Source organism: Pseudomonas sp. N2-3-1-14, from assembly GCF_041228395.1.
Lineage (GTDB): Bacteria > Pseudomonadota > Gammaproteobacteria > Pseudomonadales > Pseudomonadaceae > Aquipseudomonas.
Map to the genome: position 1 here is coordinate 5,563,527 of NZ_CP166199.1, position 19,046 is coordinate 5,582,572.

A 19,046-nucleotide genomic window follows, 5' to 3' on the forward strand; every position below is an offset into this window, starting at 1 on the left:
AGGTGAAGAGAATGTGGATTGGGGCGCCACTTGCGATTGAAAAAGGTCGGTCGACCGTTCGCATTCACGCAGTAATCATCCTTCGAAAAATCAGCAATATGAATCGCCTAAGGCTTCGTAGAGAATTTCGGTAAACCAAAAAATTGGGTGAGGACCAAAAACATCTCCAACGTTTTGATGCGTCTAATCGCCTTCAAGCAGCAAAAATCTAGACTCGGATCCGTACGCAAGCTCCTCTCAAAAGCTGCGCAGGCCTCTCATAAAAAATGACCTCAAGCTCAGGCCGCAAAAAACTCACAGCCAGAAAGAATTCTCTTACAATCCCCGTCTAGTTTTCCAAATCCATTTACGGATGCGATAACCATCGGCGATTAAGAGGTGAGCCTGTGAGCGAAGTAGGTAGCACACCCGAGCACCTAGTAAACATTGAAAATCTTTCTGCGTCATTGCAGCGCTTTGCCGATGATCGCGACTGGCGACAATTCCACTCTCCGAAGAACCTTCTATTGGCACTGACGGGTGAAGTGGGCGAACTCTGCGAGATTTTCCAATGGATGAGTGAGGCCGACTCCGTGGAAGCGGCAAAGCGTCCTGAAACAGCACAAGCCGTAAAAGACGAACTCGCAGACGTCCTTATGTACCTGGTCCGCCTGGCCAGTGTGCTGGATGTCGATCTGAACGAGGCCACCAAAAGCAAACTCGCGCTTAACGGTTTGAAGTACCCAGTCGATAAAGCCAAAAGCTCCAGCAAAAAATACGACCAACTCTGACATACCACGCGCTAAGGATTTCTCGTGATCGTTTACGCTGCGACCAAACAGCAATTCCTCAAAGACAACGATAACGACGACATCGAAGAGGTCATTCTCAGGCACTACAAAGAAGCCACGGGCAAGCGCGTTGGGGCATCGGAGATAAAATCCTGGCAGGGCTCGCTGACGTACATGGCGAAGGTGCTCCGGGATGAGGAACTACCGAATGACGCCGGATTGGCTATTGAACTGCACATTCCCCAATCCTCTAAGCGTATCGATTTTTTGATGACTGGCAGGGATGCAAATCAAGGTAAGAACGCTGTCCTGATTGAGTTAAAGCAGTGGAGTAAATCGACAGCGACCACTAAGGACGCAATCGTCAAAACCGCCTTGGGTGGCGGCATAGTGGAAACCATCCATCCTTCTTACCAGGTCTGGTCGTACGCCGCATTGCTGGAAGGCTTCAACGAGGCGGTCTATGACAAAAGCATTGAGGTCCGTCCCTGCGCTTATCTTCACAACTATGTCAGTGACGGAGTCATAAATTCGGCGCATTACGAGGCGTACATAAGCAAAGCTCCGCTCTTCCTCAAAGGACCGGATGAGCTAGAAAAGCTGCGCGCTTTTCTCAAGACACACATCCTTCACGGTGATAACAAGGAAATACTCTATGAGCTTTCCAACGGAAAAATTCGCCCGTCGAAGGCTTTGGCTGACGCACTTAAAGGACTTCTGAAAGGTCAGCCGGAATTCATATTGATCGATGATCAAAAAGCGACGTTTGAATCCGCACTTGCAGCGGCGAGCACTGCTTCTGAGGCTGCGCCGAAGGTGATTATCATCGAGGGCGGCCCAGGGACGGGCAAAACAGTCCTGGCAATCAACTTGCTCGTGAGGCTCACAAGCCTTGGGTTACTCAGCAAGTACGTATCAAAGAATGCTGCGCCAAGAAAAGTCTATGAAAGCAAATTGGTGGGTACGGTAAAACGTAGTCACTTCTCGAATCTATTCTCAGGCTCAGGCGCCTTCATCGATACCGCCCCCAACACCTTTGATGCGCTCATTGTCGACGAAGCCCACCGGCTGAACGAAAAAAGCGGGCTTTACGCAAATTTGGGTGAAAACCAAATCAAGGAATTGATCGAGTCGGCCAAGTGCTCAGTATTTTTCATCGATGAAGATCAACGAGTCACCCTGAATGACATTGGCAGCAAACAGGCCATCCGCGCCTTTGCAAAAGCAAAAGGGGCTGAGGTCGAGGAATACACGCTGTCATCACAGTTTCGTTGCAGTGGGTCCGATGGCTACTTGGCTTGGCTGGACGACGTACTGGATATCCGTGCAACTGCCAACCCACTGCTTGATAACAGCGAATATGAATTCAAAATATTCGACACGCCTCAAGCCATGCATACGGCCATCGAGCAAAAGAACCACGGCAACAAAGCCCGAGTGGTAGCCGGCTATTGCTGGCCGTGGCGCAGCAAGAAGGATGCTCGAGAGTCCGACATCGTCATAGGCAGCGACTACGAACGCCAATGGAATCTGGACCAGGATGGCAGTTTGTGGATCATTGCGGAGAATTCGGTTGATCAGGTCGGGTGTATCCATACTTGCCAGGGTCTGGAAGTCGATTACATCGGCGTGATTATCGGCCCAGATCTCATCGTACGGGATGGACACGTTCTTACCTCGGCTCTTGAGCGAGATAAAAATGACAAGTCCATTCGAGGATGGAAAAAGATGATGAAGGAGCAACCCGATCTGGCCAAAGGGGAAACGGACCTGATCATCAAGAACACGTACCGGACCTTAATGACTCGGGGAATGAAGGGCTGCTACCTCTACTGCACAGATCCTGAAACTGCTCAGTACTTTGCGGGCCGGCTGACAAATCAAAACCACAATTGATAGCTCGTTGGCGCTTGCTTCGATTACACGAAGCAAGCGCCTCGTATCACCTCAGCTGCAAACACTCCACAGCCCGATCCGCCACCAGCTTCGCCATCTCCACCAAATGCGTCACCGCCCGATGCGGCGCTCCCAGCGGTTCACCAAGCACTTGCGACGTAGCCACCGCACACTGCAGCAACTCAGCCACCCGCACCCAGGCATCCTCGAAGCTCAGCTCTTCATTAACAGTAAATGGCTTAGTCACAGCCGATGAGGGCAAACCCGAAACAACATTTTCCATGGCACAACTCCTATCAAAAAGTGTGTACCAATCGATTCCGGGCGACTAAACCCGATCACTGAATAGGCAGTGACGGTCCGCAGCCTAGTCGCGGGATTTTGCTGGCGCAAGCCGCTCGGATTCTCTAGGAAACGTCCTGCAAATGAAAGGGACCGGTACTGCTGGCTCTTCAACCACTGTCACCTTTGAGTTGACAGTAAGACTCACCCCACCCGATTTATCCCCCACGCCCCACCCATTAATCTGTGCCCATGTTGAACGCAACGCCAACCAACCCAACCAAAAAAGGATTTCAACCATGAGCACTCCAACCCTCAGCCGCTTGAACAAAGACGACGCCGTAGTTCTGCTGGTCGACCACCAAACCGGTCTGATCTCGCTGGTGCAGGACTTCTCCCCCAACGAGTTCAAGAACAACGTGCTGGCCCTGGCCGACCTGGCCAAGTTCTTCAACTTGCCGACGATCCTCACCACCAGTTTCGAGCAAGGCCCTAACGGCCCGTTGGTGCCGGAGCTGAAGGAAATGTTCCCGGAAGCGCCGTATATCGCTCGCCCTGGTCAGATTAATGCGTGGGATAACGCGGACTTCGTTAAGGCGGTCAAGGCGACTGGGCGCAAGCAGATCATCATTGCGGGTGTGGTGACGGATGTGTGTGTGGCGTTCCCGACGTTGTCGGCGCTGGCGGAGGGGTTTGAGGTGTTTGTGGTGACGGATGCGTCGGGCACCTTCAATACCACGGTGCAGCAGGCGGCGTGGAGCCGCATGACGCAGGCCGGTGCGCAGTTGATGAATTGGTTTTCGGTGGCGTGTGAGTTGCAGGGTGACTGGCGCAATGACATGGAAGGGTTGGGGAATTTGTTGTCTCAGCGGATTCCTAACTATCGGAATTTGATGAATGGGTATGCGGCGGTGACGGCGCGTCAGGGCTGAGGTTGAGAGCCCCCTCAAAAAACTGTGGGAGTGGGTTTGCCCGCGATGGCGGTGAGTCAGTCGATATATTCGGCGGCTGAGACACCGTCTTCGCGGGCAAGCCCGCTCCCACATTTGTTCTTTGCTGCTTTGAGTATTGGGGCAAGCCCGCGCGATCAGTCGAGGATCAGGTGCGGGAGAAACCGGCTAGAGTCCTTGGTGATCAAACTGTTGTCTTCGCGCACGCCGATGCCGGCGGCTTGATCGCCGATCACCCAGGAGCCGATCAGCGTGTAGCTGTCACCAAAGCGCGGCAGCGGCGCAAACTCCTGGAGGATAAACGGCGCATCCGTGTAGGGGCCGTCTTCTTTTACGATCAGGCCGTCGGCGGTGTGCAGTTCAATGTTGGCGCCTTCGCGGGAGAAGAACGGCTTGCGCACCCAGCCCTTTGGCACGGCTTTGCCGGGGTCGGTATCCAGGTGGGACGCGAGCAGGTTAGGGTGGCCTTTGTTGAATTCCCACAGCAGCGGCAGGATGCCTTTGTTGGAGAGGATGGATTTCCAGGCGGGCTCGAAGAACTGGGTATCGCACTGGGCAATCGCGGCGCCGAAGGGCTCGTGGAAGATGAATTCCCAGGCGTGCAGTTTGAACAGGTGCGGGATCCAGCGATCTTCGAGGTCGACGAAACGGCCATCACTGGTCAGGCCGATGTCTTCGATGTCGATGTGGCGTGATTCGATGCCGACTTTTTCTGCGACCAGGCGCAGGTAGTCGGTGGTGCCTTTGTCTTCGACCGAGTCTTTCATCGAGGCGAAGTAGAACGGCTGGTTGACCTGCAATTGGGCGAAGGCCTGATGCAGTTTGGTGTCGATGCTGTTGAACTGGTCAGCGTGCTTGGGCAGCAGGCCGCGTTCGATGCATTGTTCCAGCCAGCCCCATTGAAACGCCGCCGCCTCGTAGAGGCTGGTCGGTGTGTCGTAGTTGAGTTCCAGCAGCTTGGCGGGCCCGGTGCCGTTGTAGGAGAAGTCCATGCGCCCGTACAGGTGCGGGTGGCCTTCGAGCCATGAGGTTCGGATCATGTCGAAGAACGGCGCGGGAATGCTCAGCCGCTCAAGCAATTCTTCGCTCTGCACCACGCGTGCCACGAGGTCCATGCACATGTCATGGATCTCGGTAGTCGGGTCTTCGAGGTCGCGCTCGATTTGCTCGAGCGTGAATTGGTAGTACGCGCTCTCGTCCCAGTAGGGTTCGTCGTCGATGGTGTGGAACAGGAAGCCGAGGCTGTCGGCGGTCTGTTTCCAGTCATCACGCTCTGCGCAGTGGATCTTTTTCATGGCCCGGTTTCCTTAACTGCTCGACCCGCCGCCGCCCCAGCCGCTGCGGGCGCTGGCTTTGCTGCCAAAGCCGCCACGGGAGGTCGAGGACGCCACGGACACCGGCTTGCTGGAGGAGCGCAGCGTGTTGGTGTAATTGCTGCTGCCGTACCTGGCCTGGTTGGACCGGCCGAATGTCGCCCCATTCGAGACCCGCTGGTTGAGCGTCGAAGAACCGTAATCGCCGCGATCATCGCGGTAGCGGTACACCGGTTCGGAGCGGTAGCTGTTGCGATTGTTGCTGAGCATGTTGCCGATCAAAAGGCCCGTCAGCAGACTGCTGGTGGAGAAGCCTGAGCCGCCGCTGTTCGCTTGGGCGCCGCCGACTTGCGCGTTGGCCGCATCGACCTGGGATTGCGTCACCTGGCCGGCGGCGGTCAGTTCGAAACCGCCCAGTTTGGGGATGAACTTGCCGTTGGAGTCCTGCTGACACCAGTTGGCGACAAAGTCGGCATCGCAATCGGCCTGGCTGTCGTACACCGGGGCAATGCGCCGATGCTCGGCCATGGCCGTCATGTAGGCGTCCGAGCACACGTCCACTGGAAGCTTTTCATCGGCGCATTGCTGAACCGACTGGAAGTTGTACTTCTTTTGCAAATCGTAGGTTTTTTCGGTCGGCCCGCAGCCGGATATCGCCATCGCGACCGACGCTGCCAGCGACAACTGGACGTACTTGCTTCGTTTCATCGGGAGCTCCGTGCGCGATCAGTTCTGGGTAGGCGTCATGCACGCGGCATTCAACATGCCGACGCTGATGGACACGGCGGCCACGTAGATGCCGGCGGCGAGTTCGCCATTCTTGATGCGCTCGGACGTGCCTTTGAGCACCAGGCTGGTCAGCAGAAACGCCAACAGTTGGACGACGGCGGCAATCACCGCCCAGACGACGAAGTCGAGGAGGCTGATCGAGTAGGCAATCACGTTGCTGGCCGGAATGGCGAAACCGATGATAGCGCCGCCCAAGGCGACCGCAGCCGACACGTTACCCGCACGGATCAGTTCGAACTCCTTGTGTGGCGTGATGCGGGTGTAGATGAACTGGAAGAGTGCGAACAGCACAGCCGCACCGAGGATGTAGGTGACAAAGCCAAACACAGCAGCTTTGTTCAGGGAGATAGAGAGAGCTTCCAGCATGGGGGTTTTCCTTTTTTAAAGCGTAGTCAGGTCGGTTGTGTACAGCGAAATGCCCAGCGACGTACTCAGGCTGACGGTGCCCTCTGCGTCTTCTTCGACGGAAAACAGCAGAAACTCGCGACGATCAGTCAGACCGGTGTCGCGGGCGTACAGCATCGAACGGTGCTCGACGCTGTAGGCGTCCTCGGGGTTTACAACCTGTTCGGTCATCGCCACCAACTCTGTCTGGCCAGCCTCGCTGCCCCACACACGGGTGTACTCCACGCCGTTGTGGGTGTAGGTCGGCAGCCCGATCAGGCTTTGTGGCCCGGCCAGCCGACGCAGTTCCGCTTCACTGCTGATGGTGACGACACTGAGGTAATTGAACAGGATCACCGACTCGACCTGCCCGGCGATCTCGCCGGTGGTGTGCACCTGCAGCCAGTAATCTTCGTCGTTCATGTAATAGCGCGACAGCCAGGTCGACTGGCCGAGATCAACGGTGCCGTTGGCCCAGATTTCCTGGGAGCCGGGGATCACTACCGTGGTTTTTTCATCGAGCAACAATTTCAGGCGCGCGTCGAACATCACGCCTTTGCCGGGTACCAGGCCCAGTGGGCCGGTGACCGGCTGGGTGTTGCCGGCTGTCCATTGCGACGCTGTATTCGCTTTCGGGGCCTCAAGCCCCATCAATTGTTTAAACCATCCCATTGGAGATTTCCTTGAGGCGAGCGGAGGCGATGCGGAAGCGGGGAAAGAGGGAGGCGGCGCGCAGGCGCAACAAAAGAAACATCGACATTTGGCCCCTGACTCCCTGGGTATTTGATTGCGGATGACAAGATCGCCTGGGCGTGTGGAGGCTCAAGTGCGTTCACCCGGCATTAAACCTGCTGCGCGGCGAGGATAGAAGTACCTTGGCTGCAATAAACCCGGCGAACGCGCCAAAGAAGTGCCCCTCGAACGAGATCCCCTGACGAGGCAGGAAACCCACGACCAGGCCACCATACAGCACCGCTACAACACCGGCCGTTATCAGGTTGCTCCAGCTTCGGTGGAACCAGGCGCGAGACAAAAGGTAAGCCCATAGGCCGAATACCCAGCCGCTGGCACCGATATGTACGCCGCTGAAACCGAACAGCCAGACCAGCGAACCGCCCAGCAAAATAATGATCGCACTGACGGCAATGAACCGATGGATTCCTTCGACAATGACCAAGGTGCCCAGGACCAAAAAGGCAATCAGGTTTGCGCTCAGATGAGCAAACGACGCGTGCAAAAACGGTGAGGTGAGGATGCCGAGCAGCCCCTGCACCGTTCTCGGGATCAGGCCGAATGCCATGAGGCTGTAACCGGTCGCCACATTGACCAGTTGCAGCGCGACCATCAACAGCGCCACGCCTGCGATTGTCTTGAAACCCTTCAGGGCATCCATCCTGACCTCGATGTAAAAAAAGAAGGGCAGCGCCTGCCCTTCTTGCTTCGGCGCGGCTTACTCAGCCGACTTTTGCTTCAGGCGTTCCAGAATCGCATTGGCGCTGCCTGTGTCCGGCGTGATGCCGGCGTCGCGCAGCTTGCGCTCCAGGTCGGTGCCCGTGGATGCCTCAGCCAGTTCATCCTGGGCTTGCAGTTCAGCGGCACGTTGCTGCTGTTTGGCCTGCAAGCGATTCAGGGTACCGACGGCGGTTTCCAGCTTGCCGTTGGCGCCACCACTGGCGATGGACGCACTGACCTGGGCCTTCTGTACGCTTTCGCGCGCCTTGGCCATGTCCACTTGCTGGCGCAGGCTTTTGATCCGGCTTTCGGCTTTGGTGATGTCCTTGCGCATGCCGTCGGCGTAACCGCCGAACTCGGTGGCCTGCTTTTGCTCGACGTCACGTTCGTTGGTCAGGGTCGAAATGGCTTCGGCCACTTCCATGGCCAGGTCTTCACGATTGGCCTGGATAGCGGCCATGGCCTTGGACTCCAGGTCCTTGATCTTGGCGTCGTACTCGCCAACGCGATCAGTCGCCAGTTTGTGCTTGGCCATGATGCTCACCAGCTCACGCTTGGCGTTGGCCAGCGCCGTGTCGGCGTCGCGAATTTCCTGGTCGAGGATGCGCAGGGCTTGTTGGTCGACGATCGATTCGCCGACTTCGCTGGCACCGCCACGCAGCGCGGTGAACAATTTGCTCCAGATGGACTGAGTCATTGGATACTCCCGAATACTTAATTGAAGAAACGTTCGAAGGCTTCGCTGGCGCGCTGCACGTTGTCGACCAGGGTTTTCACCTCAGTCACGATGTTGGTCAGGCTGGAGTCGGAGCTCAACGCACCGAACATGTTGTAAACAACTTGGCCGTTAGGCATGGACTCGATGCCGATCGACGAAAGCGGGAACATTTCGCGGCTGCGCAGCACCGCGTCATTGAATGCCGTTACGTCATTGATGGACTCGACGTCGACCAGCACGGTGTCCACGATGATCTGTTCGCCGACCACCGCGATGTAAATCGGCAAGCCACCGAAGTCGTTCATTTCCAGCTTGATGCTGGACTCGGCGCCCTGAACGAGAGAAAGCGTAATGTCGTTGGAAACCACTTCATCCAAGGCCTGAAGCGCTGTGAAGAGGCGATCGATATTCCAGTTAGTACCTGCGCTCATGAAATTCTCCGACATGAATGAGCCAGCCAGAATCGGTTGGCGAAGCTGTTTCTCCATTTGCTTGAGCAGGCTTCGGTTTTCGGGAAGCACCCAAGTCTCGTGTTTCACATAACCGGCGGCCGTCAGGCCCGCGCGCATCTGCTTCATGTAAAAGCTCGATGGTTTTTTCGCGGGCGACTTCAAGCGCTCTCCCTTGCGGCTTGCTGAATCAGGATCGGGCCCTGCTGGCGGGCTCGATGGAGAGCTGCTTTTCATGGTGCTGACCTCGTTGTGAAAAACTCACGCGTGAGAAAATCTACAGGCAATGTTGGCGATGCTCAATAGCTCACGCGTGAGATTTTTCCTGGTTCGTTGTGCCTGTCAAAAAGTACCCTCCGCTTAAGAATGTCTCTGCCGGCATTGAAATCTGATGAACGGTTCTTTGGCGGGAGCGGCGCACCACCACCCAGCTTGCCGCGCTCTACGTTAAGCCCGCGTTGAACGTCAGGCTCTTTTGCCAATACCCGCCCTACTCCATAAATGTTCCGAAATAACCTCGCCGTTGTGAATTGTTGTGAAGGCTTTGCGAATGGGCTAATAGTCCGTGCTAAGTTCCGTGACGTCATCTTTCACAGCAGCAACGCCCAGCGGCCAACCAACTAAGGCCGCCCTCTCGTTATTCAATAAACCGCCTCGGGTAAGTTACCTTGGAAGTTGTGCGGCCCTGCGCGTTTTAAAAGTGGCAGGCGTAATAATTAGATCAGGAGAAGTACCATGGTAGCGAAGGTAGAAACGACCCCAAAGGACGCAGCGGTCACTCAAAAAAGCTCCGTCGCTGCCTGGGAAAAATCCGTCGAAAAAGCATCAGCACCCAAGGACGAGTTGGGTAAAGGCCAGAAACGCCCCGAAGGTGATACCCGCTCGGCCCAGCAAATTATTGATGACAAGCCGCTGCTCGCCCAGCTCGGTAATCAAAGCGGGGTGAAGGACAACCTTAAAAAGCAGGTCGGCGATTTTGAGAAAGACGCGGACGCCGCCTATCGCGCCTCCAAAGTGCTGGAGCATGTCGAATACATCGACGAAGACGGCAAGCTGACCGATGGCAAGGATGTGGGCAACAACAGCATCGACGGCTTCACCAAAGATGGCGAGGCGCGGCATGGCACTGAGGCGGGCCGGCTGCAGGATTTCGGCAAGTATGGCTATTCCAGCCTGCGCGGCGAGGTGGTGAAGTCGGATTTGGGCGACCAGCAGAAGCGCCCCGACGGTGACACGCGCTCGGCCAAGGAGATTATCGACGCCACACCGCTGCTGAAAAACCTCGGCAATCAGAGTGACGTGAAGGATAACCTCAAGAAGCAAGTGGGCGATTTCGAGAACGACGCCGACGCCGCGTACCGCGCCACCCAGGTGCTGGAACATGTGGTGAGCATCGATGAAAACGGCCATTTGCTCACTGGCGTCGACGCCAGGAATAAAGACAACGACAGCATCGACGGTTTCACCAAAGACAAGGAAGCCCGCCATGGCACCGAGGCCGGGCGCTTGCAGGATTTCGGCAAGTACGGCTATTCGAGCCTCAAAGGCGACCTGATGCACGTCAAAGACGCGACGCACACCGACAAGGCCGCGCCGCCCGATGAGCCCGAAGACGTGCAGGCCCTGCGCGACAAGTACAACATCCCGACCTTCGGCGCCGAAGGCCTGATGGACATGGAGTTGCCCAACGACAAGACCGTGGGCGGCCAGACGGCCGAGAACTTTGTGCAGGGCATCCGCGATGACATCAAGAGCGGCAAGCTGGCCGAAGACTCGGATGAAGCCAAGATCGTCAAGCTGATGGACGCCCAGGCCGCGCTGGACAACGGCTACGACCTGTACGGCTACGCGGAGAGCATCAACCTGGGCAGCGGCACTTACCGTGAGACGGATAAGACGCCGACGCAGTTGAACGGCAAAGACGTCAAAGAGATGGTCGACGAGGACAAACTCGCCAAAGAAATTTCCACGTTGATGGGCAAGGAAGGGATTAAGGATCGCTACGACGCAGAACTACAGAAAAGTGTCGGTAGTTTGTCGCAAGATCGGTTGAATGAAGTGCGCGAACAAGTATTCCCGGCCCTCTTCAAAGACGGCACCCGTGATGCCAACTTGAACTTCGAAGAATATGTCATCGCGATGAACGACTCGGGCGATCCGAAGAAATCGGAGATGGCCGAGTTGGACGTAGACCGCTATTTCGAGTCGCTGCGCATTCTCGAACCGGACAGCTACACCGCACGCAAACAGACGTTCGACCAGAACATGATGACGCACCAGCTCAACACCTACATGGAAAACCCCGATAAGGTCTCGCCGGAAAATACCGAAAGTGGGCTGAAGGCCTCGTTCACGATGATCAAGGGCGGTATCAACGCCGCCCTGGGTGGCCTGGACAAGGGCGACAAAGCCTACGACATGTACAAAAAGATGAAGGATGAGATCGACATCCTCGACGGCCATATCAAAGGGCTGACACCGGCAGAGAACAAACAGATCGCAGCGGCCATTCGTCTCGCGGCTGCCAGCGGCGACCCGAAAGCCATCGACAAGGTGGTCGACACTCAATTGAAGGGCCTGGGCGCTAATCGCGAAGCGGCCGCTGGCTCCCTGAAGACAGTGCTGCACACCGCCAGCTCCACCGGCGGGCTCAGTGCCATGGCGGGCACCATGAACCTGGTCAGCGGCGCGCTGCAGCTCGCCAATGGCGGCGGCAACATGACCGACGACCAGAAGATCGCCGCCGCGAAAGACCTGGTCGCCGGCTTGAGCTTCACCAACGACTTCCTCAAGTTCGGTTCGAACATTGTGGAAACCCTGGGCGGCACCAAACCCTATGAACCTGACGTGGACAAAGACGGTAAAGGCCCGGCAAAAATCAAGGCCACTGAATGGCTCGGCCTGATCGATGAGAACCTCCCGGACATCTGGGGCAAGAAAACCACTGAAAAATCTGACGCGCTGGCCGCATCCATCAGCACCCGCGTCAAGGAAGCTTCCGACACCCTCAAGAAACTCGACGTGGGCAACCTCTCGGCCGATGAGGTGAAGGAGTACGACAGCGCCGCCAAAACCCTGGGCGAACACATGGGCGTCAAGGACCTCCCCGGCAAAGGTACGCCGGCTTCAAAATCCGAAATTGCGATCGCCTCCGGGCGCTCGTTCCTGCGGTTTATGGGCGGCTCCGGCCTGGACTTGACCGGCGGCGTGATGGACATCGTTTCCGGCGCGCGCAAACTGAAAAACGCCAAGACCGCACTGGAAAAAACTGACGCTGCCTTCACGCTGGGTGGAGGTGCGTCCGGTACGGGTATGGCGATCGCCAATACCATCGCGATGTTCGCCCCCAAAGGTGCTCACCTGGCAGGCAAACTGGCCGGTGATGTTGCCGCGACGGTGATACGCGGGCTCGCCATCGGCGCGCGAGTGGCGGGTCCGGTTTTCGCCGTGGCGGGTGTGATCTTCGGGGTCGCAGGCACCCTGATTGCCGAGGCGGTCGAGCATGCCAAAATGCAAAAACTCACCGACTCCCAAGGCAAGTTCTTCAAAGACCTCGCCGACGCCGGCGTGACCAAGGACGACTGGGGCGACAAGCTCGAATACGCGCGCTATGCCACCTACATGTACGGCGGCCGCGACACGCCGGACGACAAGTCGATGTTCGAGTATCAGTCGGACGAGTGGAAACACTTCCAGGAAACCGAGGACAAAAAAGGCAGCTCGCTGGCGCGACTGGCGCCCTACCTGCACAAAGACAGCGACCCGGACAGCAAAAACCTGTGGGAAAAATTCCTCGCAGGCGGCACCAGCTCCAGCGGGCCGCATGGCAGTGAACGGCACACCGACGACTGGCGGCCTTGGGGCAGCACGGACATGGAAACGGGGAGCAAGCACACGGCTTGATGTTGCGTAGGCATTTATCAGCCAAGCCCATGCTGTTCAATCAAGCGTAAATCCCTGTGGGAGCGGGCTTGCCCGCGAAAGCGCTGGCTCAGTCAACATCATTGTTTGCTGGGCCGACGTCTTCGCGGGCAAGCCCGCTCCCACAGTTGATCTTCGCTGCGTGGCGTATTGCGTTCGCCTAACTGAGCGGCCTTGAGGCGCGGTATGGTCCGGCGCTTGACTCTCCCCTATACGGCACACCCTACCCTGAAAGCCCCCATTTTCAGGACCTCACCCCATGCCCCAGCGCATCCTGGTCATCCTCGGCCACCCTTGCGGCACGAGCTTCTGCTCAGCCTTGGCCGATGCCTACATCCACAGTGCAAAAATCGCCGGCCACCAGGTACGCGTTCTACCCTTGGGCGACCTCACTTTCGACCCCGTGCTTCACCACGGCTACACACAGATCCAACCATTGGAACCTGACTTGCTCAGCGCCCAGTCCGACATCCTCTGGGCCACCCATCTGGCATTCGTTTTCCCGATCTGGTGGGGTGGTATCCCGGCGTTATTGAAAGGGTTCATCGACCGTATTTTCCTACCCGGCTTTGCCTTTAAATACCGCGAAGGCAAGTCGTTTCCTGACAAGCTGCTGCTCGGCAGAACCGCGCACGTGTTGGTGACCCTGGACACACCGCCGTGGTATTACCGCTGGTTCTACCGCATGCCCGGCATTCATCAGGTGCGCAGCACCACACTGGCGTTTTGCGGCATCAAGCCGACCAAGACGTTGATGTTCGGGCCGGTGTTGGGCTCTACGCCAGCGCAGCGGGCAAAGTGGCTGACTCAGGCGGGCGGACTAATGGGAAAAGGGAGTTTTCATGTACATCGGCAAAGCCGCGCAACTGTCGGGCACGACCATCAAGGCGATTCGTCACTATGAAGCGATAGGCCTGTTGCCAGCGCCGCAGCGGGAGGGGCGTTATCGGGTCTATTCGGCGCAAAGTGTCGAGCTGCTGGCGTTGATCAAGTGCGCCCAGCAGTTGGGGTTCAAGCTCAAGGAGTTGCAGGGAATTCTGCACGGGCACGAGGGCGATGTTTTGCCTTGGGAGCGTGCAGACCAGGCTATCGCCAGCAAGAAGCGCGAACTGGCCGGGCAGATTGCCAGGTTGCAGCAGATGCAAGCGGAGTTGATGGCGTTTGAAGCGCAGCTCAAGGGCGCGCAGGGGCAGTGCCCGTCAATAAGCATTTTCGCTAGTTGAGGTAGCCGTTAGCCTTGAGTTGACACCGACTTTTTCGCTCTCTGCGCAGTCCCTTTCTGATTTTTCCAGCCGTTCATCCAGGCGCTTTTTCCTGCGGCATGCTCCGACGCCTTGCCCTTTTGCCGAGACGTCACGGATGACCCACGCCGCCCACATTGCCTTTATCGAACATGAGCTCAATGGCTTCCATCAGAGCCTGGCGGAGTATCGCCGGCAGATGGGCGCCTGGTATGCGCGGGCGCTGGATTCGGTCAGCCATGCAGAGGACAGCACCAATTAACATGGGAAAGATAATCGGAGAAGGATACAAACGGGACGGCTACGAATATGGAAAACAGAAAAAAGCCAGATTTTTTTTGAATGAAGACGGAAACCCCATAACAGCCTTTACGGATTTCGAATGAAAATTAAACCAAGCCTTTCAACAATCCAAGGTCTGCTTTTTACATATTGCATCGAAAATGCAAGAAACCCTGACAGAGAGGAGCTTATTGCTTTCACAGATGTTAACAACTCGAAAGAGCTTAAAGACCTGTTTGACAAGCTGACCAGACCAGAATTTATCAGATATAAACATGAAGAAAGACAGCGACACATCCAGACCCTAGAATACTTTTTAAATACTGAGGAAACATTCGAAGCTGTTTTTTACCTTTTTGACACTTACTTCAATGAAGAAATCATTGATAAAAGACAGTTCATGAAAGTATTGCTTGAGTGCCTTATACGTTACAACTTAGAAGCAAACGCATAAACCGTAACGTTGTTGGCGAGCGAGCTTGCTCGCGTTGGGCTGCGAAGCAGCCCCAATAAACCCTACGCGTGTCCCAAGCCAAACCCAGGGCAAGCCTGCTCGCCACAATAAGCCTGCTCATCACAACAAACCTACTCACCAGATACCAAGGTTCACCCTCAAAAAACGAGTGAACCCGGCGCCCAATCAATTCGTCACCGAATATCGCGACAACTGTCAGCACCGGCTAATTAGTATCCCCCAACCCAACGGGCAAACAGCCAGCTACCGCTATGACCCATTTGGTCGGCGCATCAGTAAAACCGTCGACAACATATAGATAACCCTTTGCTGGTCCCGAGTACCAACGGCCCACGCTCACCTCATATTGGCTACCAGACTGCCGGAAAGCGCGGTAACGGAGGTGCCAAAAGAGGCCATATCTTGCTGAACCTAACCCCCGTCAACCGCTACAGGATTGGTATTGCACAATGAGTTACCTAGAAGCAGAGATCGACGAAAGCTTAGAAAACTTAGGTATTCAGAGTAGAAAACTTGCCCCCAAAGACTTAGATATATTAATCGCATCTCTTGGCAACGTGTTTTTCTGAAAGAGTGCCAACCATCTTGATCCAACTCAGTTACGGGTTAACCGCACGGAGTACAACCCTGATTTCTGGCAAGAGGTATCAAAGCACATTCAAAGTGATCAGTTGATTTTCGTTGTGTTCGACACGTCCTATAGAGCATGGGAAATCGCCTCTCCCCAACAACTTGAGCGTATTTTATCTGATACCACTGGATACCCATTCTGGATGACGGACATGAGCTTTGGATTTTTGATCTACATGGACGACCATGATTGCGTTAGTTGGGCTTATCCCTGGAAAAACAACTTTCCCTCACGCAGCCATCAGCAACCCCGACACCGAACAAAACGGCAAATGAAAATACGTATCCAACCGCACCAACCTCCACCCGCCCAGTTTTTTAAACACCTCTCCAGCACCGAATCGCTGATCGCCCAGGCAAACATCACCACTACTATCGCGCGGTCCTCCAACGCAGGGTTCATATGAGAGCCGGCGAGAAATAAAACAAACCGTATCCCCCTCTTTATGCCAAAAAGACTTCTGAAGGACGACAAATGATTACTCTACTGAAAAAGTCATCAGACCCTATAACAAACCACTATAAAAAAGGAAAAGTGATAGCACTCAATAAGCATGCAAATGATGATGTGATATTTCTCATTGAGGGAACAGCTATAAACTGTTTTGTCAGCCACTGCCCCTACACTATCGAAGTTGGAGAAACCTACGACATAGAACTCACCCTAAACCTTTCCGACGACTACGAGATTGAACGGGTTGAACCGAGAAAAATACTGGTTGAAAAGGCGAATTATGGTTATTGCTACTTCCTCTACGGAGAGCTACTCAATGAAACTTTTCTTACTTTCACTTCGCTGAGCGATGAAGATATCCACTACGAACACCCCGAATGTAACGAGCACTTTATTAAATTAAAAGTTCAAAGAATTGACGCTAGCTTTCGCTGAGCCCGACAGTGAGATCAGCCCCCATCGCCTTTTTGTATTCAAAAAAAGGCGTCCAGCGCAAAGCTCTAGATTTTGAAGCATATCCACGCCGAGGCTTGGAGCAAGCGGCTAATGACTCTCTCGAATAGTTTGAAAACAGCACGATGAGCCGAATAGAATGCACAATCGGCTCACTGAATGAGCCGAATAGCCCATTTATTCGGCTCACGCACCTAGGCACGCCTTCATGGATTCTCCTTCCTGGATCTGGCAACACACTGACTGGCCTCACTTCCATTGGCAGCCCGGACGCCTGGCTGTCTTGCTGCGCGAGTGCACGCAAGCCCAAGGCAAGCTGCTAGGCATGCTCGGCGCCGTTAGTCAGGCGGTCAGTGCGCAGAATGAGCTGGATGCTTTGCTGCAAAACATCCTGACGTCTTCGGCAATCGAAGGCGAGCAGCTGAATGTCGGCTCCGTGCGATCCTCTCTGGCGCTCCGCTTGGGCCTGGAGGCACAGCAAGATGGCCAGGTGAGCCGCCGCAGTGAAGGCCTCGCCGAATTGATGATGGAGGCCACCAAACAATTCGCACAGCCGTTCACCCTTGCGCGCTTATTGAACTGGCATCACTGGTTGTTCCCGACCCCGGAAGCGGGCTTTGCCGCGCGCGCGCTCAATGTCGGCGCTCTGAGGGGAGATGAGCCCATGCAGGTGGTCTCGGGGCGACTGGATCGACCGAAGGTCCATTTCGAGGCGCCACCGCGCCGGGGACTGGAGCAAGCGCTGGATGACTTCCTCGAATGGTTCGAAACCAGCCGCAACCAGCCAGAGCTGGACCCGTTGGTTCGCGCAGGCGTCGCGCACTTCTGGTTTGTCACGCTGCATCCGTTCGATGACGGCAATGGTCGCCTGACCCGCGCAATCACTGACTTGGCATTGGCACAAGGCGAGCATCAGGCCATCCGTTTTTATGCCATGTCAGCCAGCATTCTTGAGGATCGCGCCGGTTACTACAACGCATTGGAATCCAGCCAGAAGGCCACACTGGATATCACCGCTTGGCTGGAATGGTTCCTGAAAACCTTGCTGCGCACCCTGGAGCAGGCGATGGCGCGAATTGACCGAGTTCTGGCCAAGACCCGGTTTTGGCAGCAGCACCGCGACCTCTCGTTATTTGCCGAACAGATCAAGGTACTCAACCGCCTGCTCGACGGCGCTGAAAAAGGCTTCGAACACGGCATCAACGCCGCGCAGTACCAGGCAGTGGCGAAGGTGTCCAAGGCCACCGCAACCCGGCATCTTACTGATCTGTTGGAAAAAAACTGCCTGGTCCGTTTGCCCGGCGGAGGCCGTAGTACGCGCTATCAAATCAATAGCTGAAGCGACTGAAGCCACCCGCTCATTTGCCCACAATCCCCATGTCTGCTAGTGTCGCGCCGGTTTACCGTCTACCGGAATAGCCGCCATGGCCCGCAAAAAAGTTGCACTCGATTTCGAACAATCCCTCGCTGACCTGCAAACACTGGTCGAGCGTCTGGAGAACGGCGAGTTGTCGCTGGAAGACTCGTTGACGGCGTTCGAGCAAGGCATCGGCCTGACGCGCGACTGTCAGAGCGCGTTGGCGCAGGCGGAGCAGAAGGTCCAGGTTCTGCTGGAACGTGACGGGGAGTTGGCCGAAGAACCTTTCGATGCGGAACAGCCGGAATGATCGACGCGTATCAGGCCAGTAGCCAAGCCCGGGTCAACGCGGCGCTCGAGCCCTTGTTTGTTGCGCCAAGCCCGGAAATGAAGCGTCTCTACGATGCCATGCGCTACAGCGTGATGAATGGCGGCAAGCGTGTGCGCCCGTTGCTGGCGTATGCGGCGTGTGAAGCGCTGGGCGCGCCGGCCGAGCAGGCCAATGGCGCGGCGTGTGCGGTGGAGCTGATTCACGCCTACTCCCTGGTGCATGACGATTTGCCGGCGATGGACGACGATGATTTACGTCGCGGCCAGCCGACTACCCACAAAGCCTTTGATGAAGCCTATGCCATTTTGGCCGGCGATGGCCTGCAGAGCCTGGCGTTCAGCGCCCTGCTCGACCCGCGCTTAAATAGCGTGAACGCAGAAAACAGCCTGCGCATGGTGACCGCACTCGCCCTGGCCGCAGGCCCGGCCGGTATGGTCGGCGGGCAAGCGATCGACATGGGTTCGGTCAGCCTCAAGCTGGATCAACAGGCCCTGGAACATATGCATCGCCACAAGACCGGCGCGCTGATCGAAGCCGCCGTGCACTTGGGTGCGTTGGCCAGTGGCCGTGCCGACGCTGCGCAATTGGCCGCCCTGCAGACCTATTCCCGGGCCGTCGGCCTGGCGTTTCAGGTGCAGGACGACATTCTCGACGTCGAAAGTGACACCGCGACCCTGGGCAAACGCCAAGGCGCGGATGCCGCACGCGACAAACCGACCTATCCGGCCTTGCTTGGCCTTGAAGCGGCCAAGGCGTATGCCCTGGAACTGCGCGACCAAGCCCTGGACGCCCTGCGACCTTTCGACGCGGCGGCCGAGCCTCTGCGCGACCTGGCGCGGTATATCGTCGAACGCCGCCACTGAGAATGGCGGCCATTGCAGCCGCATATCGGCCAAGTT

The 19,046-nt window shown here is 56.3% G+C and carries 21 protein-coding genes and 1 pseudogene; 14 read left to right on the top strand and 8 right to left on the bottom strand.

Annotation, left to right across the window (positions count from 1 at the left end; translation table 11 throughout):
- The first annotated feature begins 386 nt into the window (after window positions 1-386).
- Complete coding sequence (locus AB5I78_RS25765; RefSeq protein WP_369302430.1) at window positions 387-770, top strand: nucleotide pyrophosphohydrolase; 384 nt, start codon at window positions 387-389, stop codon at window positions 768-770.
- 24 nt (window positions 771-794) lie between these two features.
- Window positions 795-2,666 carry a DNA/RNA helicase domain-containing protein gene (locus tag AB5I78_RS25770; protein WP_369302429.1) on the top strand — a complete coding sequence of 624 codons (1,872 nt, stop codon included), beginning with the start codon at window positions 795-797 and terminating at the stop codon, window positions 2,664-2,666.
- Between the two features lie 46 nt (window positions 2,667-2,712).
- On the opposite strand, the gene AB5I78_RS25775 is transcribed toward AB5I78_RS25770, so the two are convergent.
- On the bottom strand, window positions 2,713-2,949 hold the full coding sequence (locus AB5I78_RS25775; protein ID WP_369302428.1) for a hypothetical protein: 237 nt from the start codon (window positions 2,947-2,949) through the stop codon (window positions 2,713-2,715).
- 298 nt (window positions 2,950-3,247) lie between these two features.
- On the opposite strand from AB5I78_RS25775, the gene ycaC reads away from it, so the two are divergent.
- Window positions 3,248-3,880 carry an isochorismate family cysteine hydrolase YcaC gene (gene ycaC, locus AB5I78_RS25780; RefSeq protein WP_242201397.1) on the top strand — a complete coding sequence of 211 codons (633 nt, stop codon included), beginning with the start codon at window positions 3,248-3,250 and terminating at the stop codon, window positions 3,878-3,880.
- 155 nt (window positions 3,881-4,035) lie between these two features.
- Here ycaC and AB5I78_RS25785 read toward each other — a convergent pair whose 3' ends face one another.
- From AB5I78_RS25785 to AB5I78_RS25815, 7 genes are all read right to left on the bottom strand, one after another.
- Complete coding sequence (locus tag AB5I78_RS25785) at window positions 4,036-5,193, bottom strand: glutathionylspermidine synthase family protein (RefSeq protein ID WP_369302427.1); 1,158 nt, start codon at window positions 5,191-5,193, stop codon at window positions 4,036-4,038.
- A 12-nt stretch (window positions 5,194-5,205) separates the two neighbouring features.
- Window positions 5,206-5,919, bottom strand: coding sequence for a DUF1190 domain-containing protein (locus AB5I78_RS25790; protein WP_159960212.1), 714 nt, complete (start codon window positions 5,917-5,919; stop codon window positions 5,206-5,208).
- An 18-nt stretch (window positions 5,920-5,937) separates the two neighbouring features.
- The gene (locus AB5I78_RS25795) at window positions 5,938-6,366 is read right to left on the bottom strand and encodes a DUF350 domain-containing protein (RefSeq protein ID WP_106580265.1); all 429 of its coding nucleotides are present in this window, start codon (window positions 6,364-6,366) and stop codon (window positions 5,938-5,940) included.
- A 15-nt stretch (window positions 6,367-6,381) separates the two neighbouring features.
- Window positions 6,382-7,056, bottom strand: a complete 675-nt coding sequence (locus AB5I78_RS25800) for a DUF2491 family protein (protein ID WP_369302426.1) — start codon at window positions 7,054-7,056, stop codon at window positions 6,382-6,384.
- 160 nt (window positions 7,057-7,216) lie between these two features.
- Window positions 7,217-7,777: a rhomboid family intramembrane serine protease gene (locus tag AB5I78_RS25805; protein WP_369302425.1), complete on the bottom strand. Its 561-nt coding sequence runs from the start codon at window positions 7,775-7,777 to the stop codon at window positions 7,217-7,219.
- 57 nt (window positions 7,778-7,834) lie between these two features.
- Window positions 7,835-8,533, bottom strand: a complete 699-nt coding sequence (locus AB5I78_RS25810; protein WP_145162567.1) for a PspA/IM30 family protein — start codon at window positions 8,531-8,533, stop codon at window positions 7,835-7,837.
- Between the two features lie 17 nt (window positions 8,534-8,550).
- Window positions 8,551-9,132: a YjfI family protein gene (locus AB5I78_RS25815; RefSeq protein ID WP_145162716.1), complete on the bottom strand. Its 582-nt coding sequence runs from the start codon at window positions 9,130-9,132 to the stop codon at window positions 8,551-8,553.
- Between the two features lie 606 nt (window positions 9,133-9,738).
- On the opposite strand from AB5I78_RS25815, the gene AB5I78_RS25820 reads away from it, so the two are divergent.
- From AB5I78_RS25820 to ispA, 11 genes and pseudogenes are all read left to right on the top strand, one after another.
- A complete protein-coding gene (locus tag AB5I78_RS25820; protein WP_369302424.1) occupies window positions 9,739-12,906 on the top strand; it encodes a hypothetical protein in 3,168 nt (1,055 codons plus the stop codon).
- A 277-nt stretch (window positions 12,907-13,183) separates the two neighbouring features.
- On the top strand, window positions 13,184-13,828 hold the full coding sequence (locus AB5I78_RS25825; protein WP_369302423.1) for an NAD(P)H-dependent oxidoreductase: 645 nt from the start codon (window positions 13,184-13,186) through the stop codon (window positions 13,826-13,828).
- Window positions 13,767-14,147: a MerR family transcriptional regulator gene (locus AB5I78_RS25830; RefSeq protein ID WP_369302422.1), complete on the top strand. Its 381-nt coding sequence runs from the start codon at window positions 13,767-13,769 to the stop codon at window positions 14,145-14,147. Before AB5I78_RS25825 ends, AB5I78_RS25830 begins: the two co-directional genes overlap by 62 nt.
- 136 nt (window positions 14,148-14,283) lie before the next feature.
- Window positions 14,284-14,427 (top strand): hypothetical protein, encoded by a 144-nt coding sequence (locus AB5I78_RS25835; protein WP_369302421.1) that lies wholly within the window; start codon window positions 14,284-14,286, stop codon window positions 14,425-14,427.
- A 120-nt stretch (window positions 14,428-14,547) separates the two neighbouring features.
- Entirely contained in the window at window positions 14,548-14,901 is a 354-nt protein-coding gene (locus AB5I78_RS25840) for a hypothetical protein (RefSeq protein ID WP_369302420.1), read from the top strand.
- A gap of 187 nt (window positions 14,902-15,088) precedes the next feature.
- Window positions 15,089-15,214 (top strand): annotated as a pseudogene (locus tag AB5I78_RS25845) (RHS repeat domain-containing protein); the annotation flags it as partial.
- Between the two features lie 14 nt (window positions 15,215-15,228).
- A complete protein-coding gene (locus AB5I78_RS25850; RefSeq protein WP_369302419.1) occupies window positions 15,229-15,375 on the top strand; it encodes a polymorphic toxin type 47 domain-containing protein in 147 nt (48 codons plus the stop codon).
- A gap of 652 nt (window positions 15,376-16,027) precedes the next feature.
- The gene (locus AB5I78_RS25855; RefSeq protein WP_262208837.1) at window positions 16,028-16,441 is read left to right on the top strand and encodes a hypothetical protein; all 414 of its coding nucleotides are present in this window, start codon (window positions 16,028-16,030) and stop codon (window positions 16,439-16,441) included.
- Window positions 16,442-16,667: 226 nt separating this feature from the next.
- On the top strand, window positions 16,668-17,798 hold the full coding sequence (locus AB5I78_RS25860) for a Fic family protein (protein WP_369302418.1): 1,131 nt from the start codon (window positions 16,668-16,670) through the stop codon (window positions 17,796-17,798).
- Window positions 17,799-17,883: 85 nt separating this feature from the next.
- Window positions 17,884-18,126 (top strand): exodeoxyribonuclease VII small subunit, encoded by a 243-nt coding sequence (locus tag AB5I78_RS25865; RefSeq protein WP_003176346.1) that lies wholly within the window; start codon window positions 17,884-17,886, stop codon window positions 18,124-18,126.
- Window positions 18,123-19,010: a (2E,6E)-farnesyl diphosphate synthase gene (gene ispA, locus AB5I78_RS25870; protein ID WP_369302417.1), complete on the top strand. Its 888-nt coding sequence runs from the start codon at window positions 18,123-18,125 to the stop codon at window positions 19,008-19,010. Before AB5I78_RS25865 ends, ispA begins: the two co-directional genes overlap by 4 nt.
- Window positions 19,011-19,046: the final 36 nt, after the last annotated feature.

Bases quoted from the DNA above. Each gene is read 5' to 3' on its own strand.
- AB5I78_RS25795 (WP_106580265.1), bottom strand. From the start codon at position 6,366: ATGCTGGAAGCTCTCTCTATCTCCCTGAACAAAGCTGCTGTGTTTGGC.
- AB5I78_RS25865 (WP_003176346.1), top strand. From the start codon at position 17,884: ATGGCCCGCAAAAAAGTTGCACTCGATTTCGAACAATCCCTCGCTGAC.
- AB5I78_RS25805 (WP_369302425.1), bottom strand. From the start codon at position 7,777: ATGGATGCCCTGAAGGGTTTCAAGACAATCGCAGGCGTGGCGCTGTTG.
- AB5I78_RS25810 (WP_145162567.1), bottom strand. From the start codon at position 8,533: ATGACTCAGTCCATCTGGAGCAAATTGTTCACCGCGCTGCGTGGCGGT.
- AB5I78_RS25785 (WP_369302427.1), bottom strand. From the start codon at position 5,193: ATGAAAAAGATCCACTGCGCAGAGCGTGATGACTGGAAACAGACCGCC.
- AB5I78_RS25855 (WP_262208837.1), top strand. From the start codon at position 16,028: ATGATTACTCTACTGAAAAAGTCATCAGACCCTATAACAAACCACTAT.
- AB5I78_RS25825 (WP_369302423.1), top strand. From the start codon at position 13,184: ATGCCCCAGCGCATCCTGGTCATCCTCGGCCACCCTTGCGGCACGAGC.
- ycaC (WP_242201397.1), top strand. From the start codon at position 3,248: ATGAGCACTCCAACCCTCAGCCGCTTGAACAAAGACGACGCCGTAGTT.
- AB5I78_RS25800 (WP_369302426.1), bottom strand. From the start codon at position 7,056: ATGGGATGGTTTAAACAATTGATGGGGCTTGAGGCCCCGAAAGCGAAT.
- AB5I78_RS25790 (WP_159960212.1), bottom strand. From the start codon at position 5,919: ATGAAACGAAGCAAGTACGTCCAGTTGTCGCTGGCAGCGTCGGTCGCG.
- AB5I78_RS25840 (WP_369302420.1), top strand. From the start codon at position 14,548: ATGAAAATTAAACCAAGCCTTTCAACAATCCAAGGTCTGCTTTTTACA.
- AB5I78_RS25835 (WP_369302421.1), top strand. From the start codon at position 14,284: ATGACCCACGCCGCCCACATTGCCTTTATCGAACATGAGCTCAATGGC.
- AB5I78_RS25830 (WP_369302422.1), top strand. From the start codon at position 13,767: ATGTACATCGGCAAAGCCGCGCAACTGTCGGGCACGACCATCAAGGCG.
- AB5I78_RS25860 (WP_369302418.1), top strand. From the start codon at position 16,668: ATGGATTCTCCTTCCTGGATCTGGCAACACACTGACTGGCCTCACTTC.
- AB5I78_RS25820 (WP_369302424.1), top strand. From the start codon at position 9,739: ATGGTAGCGAAGGTAGAAACGACCCCAAAGGACGCAGCGGTCACTCAA.
- ispA (WP_369302417.1), top strand. From the start codon at position 18,123: ATGATCGACGCGTATCAGGCCAGTAGCCAAGCCCGGGTCAACGCGGCG.
- AB5I78_RS25775 (WP_369302428.1), bottom strand. From the start codon at position 2,949: ATGGAAAATGTTGTTTCGGGTTTGCCCTCATCGGCTGTGACTAAGCCA.
- AB5I78_RS25815 (WP_145162716.1), bottom strand. From the start codon at position 9,132: ATGAAGCAGATGCGCGCGGGCCTGACGGCCGCCGGTTATGTGAAACAC.